Genomic DNA, 14,306 nt, shown 5'->3' on the forward strand with positions numbered 1-14,306 from the left:
GTGTTAGGAGGATTAAAATGACAATAGAAACAAAATTACCATTTGATAAGGGGTTTGTTAGTTCTTTTTCAAAAGAAATGAACGAGCCTGCATGGTTTGAAGAGTTTCGTCTAAAGGCATTAAATGATTTAGATCAATTGCCAATGCCTAGACCTGATAAAACGAAAATCGATAAATGGAATTTCACGCAATTCAATCAACATACCGTTAAAAGCGATGTCTATTCATCACTTGCTGAACTGCCGGAAGAGGTAAAGGAATTAGTTGATCTGGATGCTAAAAATAAGAATTTGTATATTCAACGAAATCAAACTCCTGCTTATTTAGCTTTATCAGAAGACTTAAAAAGCAAAGGTGTTATTTTTACCGATATTTTTACAGCAGCACGGGAACATGGCGACCAGTTGAAAAAGTATTTCATGACACAGGCTATTAACGTTGATGAACATCGCTTAACTGCTCTTCATGCGGCACTTGTGAATGGCGGGGTATTCTTATACGTTCCTAAAAATGTGGAAATTACTGAACCGATTCAAGCTGTTTATGTCCACGATGATGCTGAAGCCAATCTATTTAATCATGTTATTGTTGTCGCAGATGATAACAGTTCAGTAACATACGTAGAAAATTACATTTCTACAATAGAAACATCCAATACTTTAGTCAACATCTTGACCGAAGTGATTGCGAATGTAAATGCGAAGATTCAATATGGTGCTGTTGATACTTTGGCTAAGGGAGTTACCACTTATGTCAATCGCCGCGGTGTTGCCGGCAGAGATGCTAACATTGAATGGGCACTTGGTTTGATGAACGAGGGAAATACGATCTCGGAAAACACAACCAATTTACTTGGCGATGGTTCTAATGGCGATACAAAAACGGTTGTTGTCGGACGCGGGGAGCAAACACAAAACTTCACTACGAAGGTTGTTCATTTTGGCAAACATACAACTGGGAATATCCTAAATCATGGTGTTGTGAAGGATAGTGCAACTTCTATCTTTAACGGAATTGGGAAAATTGAACACGGGGCCTCTAAATCGGATGCAGAACAAACTTCACGTGTATTAATGCTCAGTGAAAAAGCACGCGGTGATGCCAATCCTATTCTCTTGATTGATGAGGATGATGTTGTGGCTGGTCACGCCGCTTCTGTTGGGCGTGTTGACCCAGTACAGCTGTATTACCTAATGAGCCGCGGGATTTCAAAAAAAGAAGCGGAACGTTTGGTCATTCACGGTTTCTTAGCTCCTGTGGTGAAACAGCTACCAATTGAAGGAGTAAAGAAACAATTAACAGAAGTGATTGAAAGGAAAGTTCGCTAATGAATATCCAGGATATTCGCAAACAATTTCCCATTTTAGACCAAGAAGTGAATGGAAATCCGTTAGTGTATTTAGACAGTTCTGCTACATCACAGAAGCCGCTCCAAGTAATTGAAACGATTGAAAAATATTATCGTGAAATCAATTCCAATGTTCACCGTGGTGTGCATACATTAGGAACAAGAGCAACGGATGCTTACGAAGGTGCACGGGAAAAGGTTCGTAAGTTTATCAATGCTAAATCGACTCAAGAAGTTATTTTTACAAAAGGAACGACGACATCCCTTAATACTGTTGCAGCGAGCTATGCGGCAGCAAACTTAAAAGAAGGCGATGAAATAGTCATTACTTATATGGAGCACCATAGTAATATCATTCCATGGCAGCAGGTGGCAAGAAGGACGGGAGCTCAATTGAAATACATTCCACTTCAAGAAGACGGAACGATTTCACTGGATGATGTCCGTGCGACCATTACGACTAACACGAAGATTGTGTCTGTCATGCACGTATCGAATGTCCTTGGTGTGATCAATCCTGTTAAAGAAATTGCCCAAATTGCCCATGAAAATGGCGCTATTATGGTCGTTGATGGTGCGCAAAGTGCGCCACATATGAAAGTGGATGTTCAAGATTTGGACTGTGATTTTCTAGCTTTTTCAGGACACAAAATGTGTGGCCCTACTGGGATTGGCGTTCTTTATGGAAAAAAACATCTGCTTGAAAACATGGAACCAATTGAATTTGGCGGCGAAATGATTGATTTTGTACAATTGTATGAATCAACCTGGAAGGAATTGCCGTGGAAATTTGAGGGTGGCACGCCTATCATCGCCGGAGCCATCGGTCTTGGAGCAGCTATCGACTTTTTAAATGATATCGGTTTAGACAATATTGCCGAGCATGATCAAAAGCTTGCTGCTTACGCGCTAGAAAAAATGGCTGCTATTGAGGGCATGACCATTTACGGTCCGTTCGATCCTGCCAAACGAACCGGGATGGTTACGTTTAATTTGGCGGATGTTCATCCGCATGATGTCGCAACTGTATTAGATGCGGAAGGGATTGCTGTCCGCGCTGGACATCATTGTGCTCAGCCGCTGATGAAGTGGCTTAAGGCTTCAGCAACTGCACGTGCTAGTTTCTATTTATACAATTCGGAAGAAGATATAGATAAATTAGTTGAAGGACTTGTCAAAACAAAGGAGTATTTCAGCGATGTCTTCTAATAATTTAGATACATTATACCGGCAAGTAATTATGGATCATTATAAAAATCCCCGCAATCGCGGTATTCTTGAAGATGGCAGTCATACCATTAATATGAATAACCCGACTTGTGGTGACCGGATTCAATTGACCATGAAAGTGGAAGATGGAATCGTCACAAACGCAAGGTACGAAGGGGAAGGCTGTTCGATTTCGATGTCATCCGCTTCTATGATGACCCAAGCTATTAAGGGTAAAAAAGTGGAGGATGCTTTTAAGCTGGCCAAGATTTTTTCTGATATGATGCAGGGAAAAGAATATGAGGACGATATCGATTTAGGTGATATCGAAGCACTTCAAGGGGTTTGCAAGTTTCCAGCGCGGATTAAATGTGCCACATTAGCGTGGAAAGCGATGGAAAAAGGATTGAAGGAAGAGGAACAACAATAGACCGAATAGGGCTATGTTTGCCCCATTCGCTTAAGAAGGAGGAATACGACGATGGCGAAAAAAATGCCGGAAATCGGTGATTATAAATACGGTTTTGCCGATAAAGACGTTTCCATATTCCGATCTAAACGTGGTTTAACACGTGAGATTGTCGAAGAGATTTCAAAAATGAAGAATGAACCGCAGTGGATGCTTGACTTCCGCTTAAAATCACTCGAACATTTTTACAAGATGCCAATGCCGCAATGGGGCGGAGACTTGAATTCATTAAGCTTCGATGAAATCACCTATTATGTAAAGCCATCTGAGAAATCAGAGAAATCATGGGACGAGGTACCTGAAGAAATTAAGGCAACTTTTGATAAATTAGGAATTCCTGAAGCAGAGCAAAAGTATCTTGCTGGGGTATCTGCTCAATATGAATCAGAGGTTGTTTACCATAACATGAAGGAAGACCTTGAAGCATTAGGAATCGTGTTTAAGGATACGGATTCCGCTTTAAGAGAAAATGAAGATATTTTCCGTGAGCACTTTGGAAAAACCATCCCACCAACAGATAACAAGTTTGCTGCCTTGAATTCTGCAGTTTGGTCTGGCGGTTCATTCATCTATGTACCACCAGGTATTAAAGTGGATACGCCGTTACAAGCCTACTTCCGGATTAACTCCGAAAACATGGGACAATTCGAGCGGACGTTAATCATCGTGGATGAGGGTGCACATGTGCATTATGTAGAGGGATGTACAGCTCCGGTTTATACAACGAATTCCTTACACAGCGCCGTTGTTGAAATCGTTATTAAAAAGGATGCTTACTGCCGTTATACAACGATTCAAAACTGGGCAAACAATGTCTTTAACCTTGTTACTAAGCGCGCGGTTTGTGACGCAAACGCAACAATGGAATGGATTGATGGCAACATCGGTTCTAAGCTGACAATGAAGTATCCAGCTGTTATTTTAAAAGGTGAAGGCGCCCGCGGCATGACGTTATCGATTGCGATTGCCGGTAAGGGCCAGCACCAGGATGCTGGAGCAAAAATGATTCATTTAGCTCCAAATACGTCGTCAACGATTGTATCGAAATCGATTTCTAAGCACGGTGGTAAAGTTACTTATCGTGGTATCGTTCAATTTGGCCGTAAAGCAGATGGGGCCCGTTCTAATATTGAATGTGATACATTAATTATGGATAATCAGTCGACATCCGATACGATTCCATATAATGAAATCTTAAATGACAATATCTCACTAGAGCATGAAGCGAAGGTTTCTAAAGTATCTGAAGAGCAGCTCTTCTATCTAATGAGCCGCGGTATTTCTGAGCAAGAAGCGACAGAAATGATTGTTATGGGCTTCATCGAGCCATTTACAAAAGAATTACCAATGGAATATGCCGTTGAAATGAATCGTCTCATCAAATTCGAGATGGAAGGCTCTATCGGCTAAGGGTAAGCAAGACTGTATCAAACCAAACATATATAAATAGTTATTGAATCCGTATATTTTTTCTGCGGATTCTTTTTTTATGGAAAATGGGGTTTGATTTGGGTTTATTTGGTAAAAAAGCCAATAATCCAGGAAAATGAGCCAATATCGTGAAGAAATGAGCCAAACCATTGAAAAATGAGCCAATAACATGAAAAAATGAGCCATAATCATCGAAAAATGAGCCAATCAATTTTTCCAAAAGAATTCTGGCCATATTTTAATCAAAAATTGTTTTGCAAACCCGGAAATTAGTGAGTAGTACAAGTAATTCCTTATAAATAACATAAAAATATATAGAGGTGATGAATAATGACTCAAATTAAAGGAATCGACGTTTCACATTGGGATGGAAATATCGATTGGAACAAAGTAGCAGGAGATGGGGTTAAATTTGCGTTCTTGAAAGCAACAGAAGGAACTTCTTATTCGTTTGTATCTTGGTTTAATGAAAACGTACCAAAAGCGAATAGTGCAGGCATCGATGTTGGGGCCTATCATTATGCAAAGTTTGGAACTATAGCTGAAGCTAAAGCTGAAGCAGCCTATTTTCTAAGTGTTATAAAAGGATACCAGCTTACCTACCCGGCTGTATTAGATCTTGAAGAAAATAAAAGTGGGGCAAATAAAACGGTCCTAACAGATGCTGCTATTGCTTTCCTTGATGCGTTAACAAATGCAGGCTATGTTGCCATGCTTTATACCGGTAAGGCTTTCTTAGAAGAGCAATTGGATGAAAGCCGACTTACCACATCTGCGTTGTGGATTGCCCGTTATAATAGTACTTTGGGGAGAAATGCAGACATTTGGCAATATACGAATTCCGGTAAGGTTAACGGTATTAATGGGAATGTAGACATGGACTGGTCTTACCGTGATTTCGCACCTTCCAAACCAACTCCAAAACCGCTTGCTTCCATCGTTGCCTACCCTGGTTATTTGATAAAAAAAGGTTCAAGGGGGAAAGACGTGGAACGAATTCAACGAGTAGTTGGTGTCACTCCAGATGGTATTTTCGGACCGATAACAGAAGCGGCAGTGAAAGCTTACCAAAAACGAAAAGGATTAGTGGTTGATGGAATTGTTGGTCCTAGGACATGGGCAGTCATGTTTTGATTTGGTTAAAGCACATCATTTATGTACCATCATGCGTTACAGAAGATCCTTGAACTGTAAAACTGCGCAATTCATGAGTATCATTTGACCTTGCACATCTCGTAAAAATACTGACTCCAGAACTGTTGCCATTTTCAAACACCTCCATAAAACTATTTAGGCTTGTACAATATTTGAGATGTGTAAGGCTTATACTAATTAATCAGGTTATATAATTATTTATTGCCCTAGCAGATAGAAGTGAAAAAAGTTATGTTAATATTAGTTGTGGGGGGGACAGTTATGATCTACATCGGTGTAACAGGCTGGGGCGACCATGACAGCCTATATTCAGGTCAAATCTCTTCTAGAGATAAATTAAAGGAATATGCAGGCCATTTTCCGATAGTGGAAGTGGATTCGGCTTTTTATGCGATTCAGCCAAAAAGAAATGCTGAGAAGTGGGTCAATGAAACACCAACAGGCTTCCAGTTTATCGTCAAAGCCTACCAAGGCATGACCGGGCATTTGCGTGGTGAAATCCCATTTGAAAACAGACAAGCTATGTTTAATGCCTTTAAAGAGTCATTGGAACCCTACATAGAAACAAATAAATTGGCGATGGTCCTCTTCCAATTTCCACCCTGGTTTACATGTAAACGAGAAAATGTTGAATACTTAAGATGGTGTAGGAATGAAATGGGGGACAACCCATGTGCCTTGGAGTTCAGACACCAATCTTGGTTCGCTCCTCAATTTTATCAAAAAACACTTGATTTTATAAAAACACAAAACTGGATTCATAGTATCTGTGATGAACCGCAATCTGGGGAGGGGTCCATTCCAACGGTATTAGAGAACACCAATCCTGATAAAGTTTTGGTAAGATTTCATGGTCGAAACGTTCATGGCTGGCAAAAACGGAATGCCGAAAATTGGCGTGAGGTACGCTATCTTTATCGCTATAACCAACAAGAACTACAACAATGGGCAAATTCCATTCGAAAATTAGCCAAGGATAGCTTAAATGTTTATCTCCTGTTTAACAACAACTCTGGCGGGGATGCGGCCGATAATGCCAAGGAAATGATGAATCTTTTGCAAATAGAATACCAAGGACTTGCTCCAAGACAGCTGGATTTATTTTAGGAAGCCGTCCTATTCAACACAAGCATGAATTAATTTAGGAAGCCGTCCTATCCAAGACAGCATGATTTATTTTAATAACCGTCGGCCTGACCTAGACGCCGACTTTTTTTAGTGTTAAGTTACTTAACAGAACGTCTTGAGACAGTTGGACATAACATAAAGCTTCACAACACAGATTTAGAGGGTGAAAACATGGAATGGATTATCTTAGTTTTTGTAGGGCTGATAGCGAGCTCACTAGGTTCATTGATCGGCATGGGAGGAGGAATTATTATTGTTCCTACCTTACTTTATTTAGCGACATTATCAACTTTCAGCCATCTTACACCACAGGTGGTAGTAGGAACCTCCCTATTTACAATGATTTTCACAGGGCTATCTTCAACGTTATCCTACATGAAACATAAGACAATTGATTATAAAAGCGGCTTGATTTTCCTAATCGGAAGCGGTCCGGGGAGTATCTTAGGTGCCTGGGTCACTGAAAAGCTGGATTTGCACTCGTTTAATATTTATTTCGGAGTTTTTATTCTTTTTGTATCGCTAGTGTTAGTAGCTAAAGAAAAATTAAAACCGATTCCCTATCGAAAAGATAAGGGCATTGTCCGTACTTTTACCGATAATAGCGGCATGAGTCTCGAATATGGTTTTAGTCCGTACATAGGAATTCTTATTTCCTTTGTTGTTGGCTTTTTGTCAGGGATATTTGGAATTGGCGGCGGTTCGTTAATGGTGCCAACGATGATTTTATTGTTTTTCTTCCCTCCGCACGTGGCCACAGCTACATCGATGTTTATGATTTTACCAACATCTATCTTAAGCTCGATCACACATATTGCCTTAGGAAATGTGAATTGGCTCTACGCTTTAGCATTAGTTCCTGGAGCTTGGATTGGCGCAAAGGTTGGTGTATTTTTAAACACGAAGTTAAAAAGTAAAACGATTGTCTGGATCATCCGAATTATTCTTATCGTTGTTGGTATCCGTTTAATCTACCAAGGAATTACAGGGTAAAGCAAAATGGAAACGATCCATATTTATCATACAAATGATGTTCACAGCCACTTTGAAAATTGGCCTCGTATCCAACAGTTTTTATCACGGAAAAAGGCCATGCATCAAGAAGTGGGAGAAGATGTTTTCCTGTTTGACATTGGTGATTTTATTGATCGCTGGCATCCATATACAGAGGCGACGAAAGGGCAGGGAAATATTGCCCTTTTAAATGAATGCGAATTTACAGCCGTCACCATTGGCAATAATGAGGGGGTTAACCTTCCCTATGAAAATTTAAATCACCTATATGACGAAGCTGAGTTCGATGTCCTGGTTGCGAACCTTCATAAAAATAAAGAGGAATATCCCAACTGGATAAAACCTTACAACATCTATCATACGAAAAAGGGTACACGGATAGGCGTTATCGGTTTAACGGCCCCCTTTATCCAGCTTTATGAATTGCTCGGCTGGAATCTAACAGAACCGCTGTCTGAGCTGAAAAAATGGCTTCATTCATTAAAGGACGATGCTGATGTCATCATACTACTCTCTCATCTAGGGCTTCATGAAGATGAACAAATCGCTGCTGAATTTCCTGACATCGATGTTATTTTGGGTGCCCATACCCATCATTTTCTAGAAGAAGGGAAGCAAGTAGGCAACACACTCCTCGGGGCAGCGGGGAAGTATGGTTATTTTGTCGGTCATATTACCATTAGCTTAGATGAACAAAAAACAATAAAGAGCAAAAGCGCCATACTCTATGACGTTAAGGAGCTACCTCTTGTTCAAAATGAACAAGAGCAAATTGCTACTTATTTAAAAAAAGGGAAGGAACTGTTAAATCAAAAAGTCACTTCTCTTATTAAACAAATGCCGAATGATCCTTTCCAGGAAACGGAGCTATCACTTTTTCTTTGCAAGGCGTTAAGAGAATGGTGTAGCGCCGATTGTGCCATGATTAACGCCGGCCTGCTATTAGGCCCATTAGCAGGCGATGTTACTGATTATGACCTACTTGCGATTTGTCCCCATCCGATTAATCCGTGTGTGGTTGAACTGACAGGCAAGGAGTTATATGAGATTTTGAGGGAATCGAAGGATGAGGGTATACACCATAAGCATATAAAAGGCCTAGGTTTCAGAGGCACGATCTTGGGGGTATTTGTATATGATCGGATTAGCTTTCAGGGGAACACGATTTTTGTGGATGGTAGTGAATTGAACCATGAAAAGACCTACACGTTAGCCCTTCCGGATATGTTCACTTTTGGCCATTTTTTCAAAGGAGTCCTTCCATATAAGCAAAAAAAATATTTTCTGCCGGAATTTCTGCGGGATATTTTAAAATGGAAATTGCAAAGGGATTTATGATTTGTCTAGCTCCAACGCCAAGGCGCTGGAGCTTTTCTTATAATACACTCTTTTTTAACTATTATCATAAAGTGGTAGGGAGGAAAGGAGTGTGGGACCCTTTGATTGATCTTTTACCTATTGAAATTAATGGCCATACTTTTTTGGCGGTTTCGGTTTTACTTCCAAAAACAACCTTGCTTGCAGTGTCAAGTGATAAGGGATATATCATGTGCGGTGCCTTAGACGTTGGCTTATTAAATGAAAAATTAAAGGACCGCAAGATTATTGCCGGCCGGGCTGTCGGAGTAAGAACGATTGATCAGCTTCTTAATGCGCCGTTAGAGTCAGTTACCTTGGAGGCAGAGGAATTAGGTATTCATCAGGGTATGATCGGTAAGGATGCATTACTGAAAATGATTTAAAAGTCTGCTTGGGTAGCGGGCTTTTTTTGATATGTTGAGATAAAGGGTGCCGTTTTTTATCATAAAATTTAATAGGCTAGTTCCTCTTCTTCAAGCATACATATAGCAAGAAGGGGTGATTTTCTTGGCCAAGTTTCGTAGACGGCGCAAGTGGCGTGGACAACTGCCTTTCCGCTATGTCCTTCTGTTATCATTTGTCTTTTTTCTTTTCTCCACTGCTACCGGTTTATGGCTCGTCAATAAAGGCATCGAGCCAATACTCATGGGATATGCTGAGTCACAAACCCGAAAAATAGCTTCATTGGTAATAAATAAAGCGATTAGTAAAAAGGCAGTGGACTTTGGGGATGTTAATAATGTAATTGAAATAACTCCAGGCCCTAACGGAAGTGCACCAAGTGCTAATTTAAAAACAGAGATCGTCAATCGGAAATTATCTGAAATAACAAGTCAGATCCAAAAGAACTTAACAGCTGCAGAAAAAGGCGACCTTTCATCGTTAGAGCATGTAACCGATGTGGAAATTGAAACAAACGTCACGAAACACTCAGATGGGATTGTTTGGTATGTCCCAATCGGTCAAGCAACCAATATCGCCTTATTCGGTAATTTAGGTCCTAAAATTCCGGTGAAATTTAATGCCATTGGTGATGTCCGTCCGGATGTAAAAATAGATCCTAAACCTATCGGGATTAATAATACATGGATAGATGTTTCCATTCATTTAGAAGTGTCTGTTCGAATCATTACGCCGTTTGCTACAAAAATAACCAAACTGGACCAAAGCATTTTTGTGGGTGGAACGTTAGTACAGGGAGTTGTTCCACAATATTATAATGGAGGAAACAGCTCTCCACCTTCTCTTCAACTCCCTAAAGATAAGTCTGGAAATTAATAAGGACTATCCACCGATGGAAGTCCTTATTTCTTCTTCGTATTCATCCGTTCAAGACGCTTCCATTTGGCCAAATGCGGGTAGGGGTCAAATGACCATTCTGTAATCCCATTGTCTTTGTACATCCCATAATGTAAATGGGGCGGGAATTTCCCTGAGGTTCCCGGTGGACCGTACCCGGAGCTACCGACACCTCCAACAACCATGCCTGGCTCGACGATTTGTCCAACCTTCAAATCCTTGGCAAAGCCACTGAGATGAGCAAAATAATGATACGTGTTATTAATGTCGCGGATACCGATTCTCCAGCCGCCGAACTTGTTCCAGCCTTTCATTTCAATAATCCCATAGCTGGTAGCTCGAACAGGGACCCCATAGCCGGCAAAAATATCAGTCCCTTCATGGATCCTTCTTCCGCCCCAGCCACGTGCATCCCCCCATGTACTGCGATAGCTGTGATTTGAGCGAATAGGCACAGGGAATACTTGTTTATCTAAATTAATCCGGCCAAAATGACGATATATTTTTGCCTTTCCCACAATAATTCCTACGGTTTTATCACGGTGATAGTAATTCCATAATCCAATTTTTAGATTATCATCATCGACCCCATATGAAAGAAGATATTTGGCAAACGAATATAAAACATCCTCGTCATTCTTTAAACTCGCTTGTCCATCGCCATCCCCATCGCCACCAATCCCATCAAAAAACTGGATAACAGCAGGGTTTTCCTCCTTAATATTAGGGTTCGTTAAACCGGCCCATTGTTCAGGTCTAAAATAAATGGCAATTGTGCTTTCTGGTTTTGGCAAATCGCGACGGGCAAGGCGGATACTTCTTTCATATTGATCAACGGCCGCTAAGTAATACCAAGGAATTTGCGTAACCGTTTCAATCTTTTGATAAAGCATCATTCTTTCCTGATAGGGAACAGGTTCTTTTGCATGAGCATCTCTAACAGCCAATGAAAAGAAAAAGAATAAAAGGAAAGTTCCAATTATGACAACAGTACGCACCAGGAATCCTCCTTCCAGTTAATGTACAAGTTTAGTTTATGACTTCTTAGCAATTTCATTAGGGTTAATAATTGGTAATCCGAAAGTAAAGCTAGCCTGCTTGTCGTTCTATTTGCAGTATGTTAAAGTGATTCAGAAGAACTCACTTATCCATAAGTAATAATAGAAATTCAAGGGGTGTAAGAATGAGTAAGAAAGAAGAAATATTAAGAAAGCCGGATTGGCTAAAAATAAAGCTGAACACGAATGAAGCTTACACTGGATTAAAGAAAATGATGCGTGAAAAAAATCTTCATACCGTGTGTGAGGAAGCTCGTTGCCCTAATATTCATGAATGCTGGGCCGAAAGAAGAACGGCAACCTTCATGATTCTAGGGGATACATGTACCCGTGCTTGTCGCTTTTGTGCGGTAAAAACAGGGCTGCCGACTGAACTGGATTGGCAGGAACCAGAGAGGGTTGCAGACTCTGTTCAATTGATGAACCTTAAGCATGTAGTTGTTACAGCAGTTGCCCGCGATGATTTAAAGGATGGAGGGGCCGCTGTTTTTGCAGAAACCGTTCGCGCGATCCGTCGCAAAAGTCCATTTACTAGTATTGAAGTTCTTCCTTCCGATATGGGCGGCAAAGAAGAAAATTTACAGCTGTTAATGGATGCTAAACCAGATATCTTAAATCATAATATTGAGACGGTAAGACGCTTGACCCCAAGAGTAAGGGCGCGTGCAAAATATGACCGTTCACTTGAGTTTCTCCGCCGAGCAAAGGAGATGCAGCCAACGATCCCGACAAAATCAAGTTTAATGATTGGACTTGGTGAAACAAAAGAAGAAATTATTGAAGTGATGGATGATTTACGAACAAACAATGTAGATATCATGACCATTGGACAATATTTACAGCCAACAAGGAGTCATATAAAGGTTGAAAAATATTATTCCCCTGATGAATTTAAGGAATTGCAGCAAATTGCTCTCAGCAAGGGCTTTAGCCACTGTGAGGCAGGTCCGCTTGTTCGTTCTTCCTACCATGCTGACGAACAAGTTAATGCCGCGGCAAAGCATAAACAATTATTAGGTGAAAAAGAAGCAAAAGAAGCATAAATATTAAAGAGTTCAGCCCAAAACCTTGGGTCTGAACTCTTTTGATTAGCGTCTTTTTATATTATGGTCATCTGGGGTGAGACCATTTTCATCTTCACTCGCGTTCATTCGCAATCCTTGTGGAGATTTTTTCATTTGGGTAATCAGCCCACTGACTAAATTGCGGGCATTCCTGCTTGTTGAATCCAGATTAGCGAGATTTTCCACATCCCGTATTAACACTTTATTGTCTGTGACGTAAACGTGGTAATATCTAGGAACAATTGACATCGCGGTTTTCTTCACCTGATCCGCTGTTAAATTCCTATCCTTTGAATCGGTTTGATAGGCAATAAGTACTTCCTGATCGGTGACAAGTGTTGCTACATCGTTCACATGGGGAATATTGGTACTGTATTTACTAATGGCATTAGCAACCTGCTCACGGTCTAACGCCGTATAGTGGTTATTAGCTGTATTATCATTCATCAACGGACTTTTTTGGTGACGGACAAAGCCGTAGTTATTGCTAACATTCCGAACGCCACGGCTGGCTCCTTCATTATAAAGATCATGCCTTTTATTGTTGACGTTAATGGTGTTGCCGCTTTCCTCATATACATCACGACCCGCCATATTCTTTGAGCAGCCGGTTAAGGCTGTTAACGTACATAATCCCATGATTATGATTAATTTTTTCAACTTATTCACCTCCTCTTATTAGAATAGCCAAAGGGAAGATTTTTTTTCTTAGCAATTGATGGGGAATTGGTTATAATGATAGTAGGAATTGTTTGGTAAAAGAGGTGTGAGAAAGCATGTTTGTAATTAATAATACGATGTATGAAATAGTGCAGGAACATCGGAACGGTTTTAATGAAGAAGCTCTTAAAGCAAGGTATAGTGATATATTATCGAGATATGATTATATCGTCGGGGATTGGGGTTATGGACAGCTCCGGTTAAAGGGTTTTTTTGATGACCAAAATCAAAAGGCTACCTTTGATTCAAAAATAAGTACATTAAGTGAGTACCTTTATGAGTACTGTAATTTCGGCTGTGCTTATTTTGTATTGAAAAAAGTAAAAAAATGAAACGAAGGGACTGAACCCTTCGTTTTTTTGATTCAATTATTTGTTATACGGTCCCTGTTCATCTTTATCCGGGTCATCATGTGTGGGGTGTGCCCCATCCATCTGCCTTGGTAAATCCTGGTGCAGTGATTTGGTTTCATAATTGAAAGCACTATAATGACGCTGCCCTTCCTTCCATGGAGTGCTTTTATTTTGAACAGAATCGTTAACTCTAATCGATGAACCATAAGGTCCTTCTGGAAATTCTTGTGCAGTCAAGAAATTTTGCTGCTTCTCTACATTCGATAATTCAGTGGATATTTTTGAATCTTTTTCTGTCATGTTTTCACGCTCCTTTTTACCTATTAGTATGCCGGATGCCGCGAAAAACATGAACGGACATTAGACTAATTCCATTAAGAAGGAGCGTAATTCCTCGGCATCTGCTTCATTTAATTGAAACGCATGCTCTAAATAGCCTTCCTCTTGTAAATCATCGTGGCCAATAATCGCAAAGCGATTTCCCTGAATATCTAAGACAAGTTGCTTCCCGTAATGGCGATTGCTTTGAACGATGGCTAAATCAAATCGTTGGTTTTCTCCGACAAAGCTGACAAATCTTGTTTTTGTATCCTCTGTATCATCATATAAAAAAAAGCGTTCTTTCATTTAGAAGGTCTCCTTTAATAAATTGACATCTTCTATATAGTAACAAATTAATCAAAGTGATGGGACCTAAAA

16 protein-coding genes are annotated in these 14,306 nt (G+C 40.2%); 12 read left to right on the forward strand and 4 right to left on the reverse strand.

Annotated elements, in window-relative coordinates; translation table 11 throughout:
• Positions 1–17: 17 nt before the first annotated feature.
• The 10 genes from sufD (at position 18) to yunB (ending at position 10,391) form a co-directional block, all read left to right on the forward strand.
• Complete coding sequence (sufD, locus tag RTR43_RS00655; protein ID WP_312468939.1) at positions 18–1,328, forward strand: Fe-S cluster assembly protein SufD; 1,311 nt, start codon at positions 18–20, stop codon at positions 1,326–1,328.
• Positions 1,328–2,557: a cysteine desulfurase gene (locus RTR43_RS00660; RefSeq protein WP_312468940.1), complete on the forward strand. Its 1,230-nt coding sequence runs from the start codon at positions 1,328–1,330 to the stop codon at positions 2,555–2,557. The genes sufD and RTR43_RS00660 overlap by 1 nt, the downstream gene beginning before the upstream one ends.
• Entirely contained in the window at positions 2,547–2,987 is a 441-nt protein-coding gene (gene sufU, locus RTR43_RS00665) for a Fe-S cluster assembly sulfur transfer protein SufU (protein WP_312468942.1), read from the forward strand. The genes RTR43_RS00660 and sufU overlap by 11 nt, the downstream gene beginning before the upstream one ends.
• A 51-nt stretch (positions 2,988–3,038) precedes the next feature.
• Complete coding sequence (gene sufB / locus RTR43_RS00670; protein WP_312468943.1) at positions 3,039–4,436, forward strand: Fe-S cluster assembly protein SufB; 1,398 nt, start codon at positions 3,039–3,041, stop codon at positions 4,434–4,436.
• Positions 4,437–4,787: 351 nt separating this feature from the next.
• The gene (locus tag RTR43_RS00675) at positions 4,788–5,591 is read left to right on the forward strand and encodes a GH25 family lysozyme (protein WP_312468944.1); all 804 of its coding nucleotides are present in this window, start codon (positions 4,788–4,790) and stop codon (positions 5,589–5,591) included.
• Positions 5,592–5,873: 282 nt separating this feature from the next.
• Positions 5,874–6,719 (forward strand): DUF72 domain-containing protein, encoded by an 846-nt coding sequence (locus tag RTR43_RS00680; protein ID WP_312468945.1) that lies wholly within the window; start codon positions 5,874–5,876, stop codon positions 6,717–6,719.
• Positions 6,720–6,911: 192 nt separating this feature from the next.
• Positions 6,912–7,733, forward strand: coding sequence for a sulfite exporter TauE/SafE family protein (locus RTR43_RS00685; protein WP_312468947.1), 822 nt, complete (start codon positions 6,912–6,914; stop codon positions 7,731–7,733).
• A 6-nt stretch (positions 7,734–7,739) separates the two neighbouring features.
• Entirely contained in the window at positions 7,740–9,092 is a 1,353-nt protein-coding gene (locus RTR43_RS00690) for a bifunctional metallophosphatase/5'-nucleotidase (RefSeq protein ID WP_312468948.1), read from the forward strand.
• Between the two features lie 101 nt (positions 9,093–9,193).
• Positions 9,194–9,496, forward strand: coding sequence for a YunC family protein (locus RTR43_RS00695; protein WP_248734821.1), 303 nt, complete (start codon positions 9,194–9,196; stop codon positions 9,494–9,496).
• A 124-nt stretch (positions 9,497–9,620) separates the two neighbouring features.
• Complete coding sequence (gene yunB / locus RTR43_RS00700; RefSeq protein WP_312468949.1) at positions 9,621–10,391, forward strand: sporulation protein YunB; 771 nt, start codon at positions 9,621–9,623, stop codon at positions 10,389–10,391.
• Positions 10,392–10,417: 26 nt separating this feature from the next.
• Here the strand turns inward: yunB and RTR43_RS00705 are convergent, their stop codons facing one another.
• Positions 10,418–11,410, reverse strand: a complete 993-nt coding sequence (locus RTR43_RS00705) for a M23 family metallopeptidase (RefSeq protein ID WP_396954503.1) — start codon at positions 11,408–11,410, stop codon at positions 10,418–10,420.
• A 152-nt stretch (positions 11,411–11,562) separates the two neighbouring features.
• Here RTR43_RS00705 and lipA point away from each other — a divergent pair, with 152 nt between their 5' ends.
• Positions 11,563–12,513 carry a lipoyl synthase gene (gene lipA, locus RTR43_RS00710; protein WP_312469111.1) on the forward strand — a complete coding sequence of 317 codons (951 nt, stop codon included), beginning with the start codon at positions 11,563–11,565 and terminating at the stop codon, positions 12,511–12,513.
• A 45-nt stretch (positions 12,514–12,558) separates the two neighbouring features.
• Here lipA and RTR43_RS00715 read toward each other — a convergent pair whose 3' ends face one another.
• Positions 12,559–13,194: a YhcN/YlaJ family sporulation lipoprotein gene (locus RTR43_RS00715; RefSeq protein ID WP_312468951.1), complete on the reverse strand. Its 636-nt coding sequence runs from the start codon at positions 13,192–13,194 to the stop codon at positions 12,559–12,561.
• Positions 13,195–13,310: 116 nt separating this feature from the next.
• On the opposite strand from RTR43_RS00715, the gene RTR43_RS00720 reads away from it, so the two are divergent.
• Positions 13,311–13,586, forward strand: a complete 276-nt coding sequence (locus RTR43_RS00720; RefSeq protein ID WP_248734724.1) for a YutD family protein — start codon at positions 13,311–13,313, stop codon at positions 13,584–13,586.
• A gap of 36 nt (positions 13,587–13,622) precedes the next feature.
• On the opposite strand, the gene RTR43_RS00725 is transcribed toward RTR43_RS00720, so the two are convergent.
• The gene (locus RTR43_RS00725) at positions 13,623–13,907 is read right to left on the reverse strand and encodes a cytosolic protein (RefSeq protein ID WP_312468954.1); all 285 of its coding nucleotides are present in this window, start codon (positions 13,905–13,907) and stop codon (positions 13,623–13,625) included.
• A 60-nt stretch (positions 13,908–13,967) separates the two neighbouring features.
• Positions 13,968–14,234 carry a DUF3055 domain-containing protein gene (locus RTR43_RS00730; RefSeq protein ID WP_248734722.1) on the reverse strand — a complete coding sequence of 89 codons (267 nt, stop codon included), beginning with the start codon at positions 14,232–14,234 and terminating at the stop codon, positions 13,968–13,970.
• Between the last annotated feature and the right edge of the window lie 72 nt (positions 14,235–14,306).

Source organism: Neobacillus sp. (assembly GCF_031988165.1).
In the GTDB taxonomy this organism is placed as follows: domain Bacteria; phylum Bacillota; class Bacilli; order Bacillales; family Cytobacillaceae; genus Neobacillus; species Neobacillus rhizosphaerae.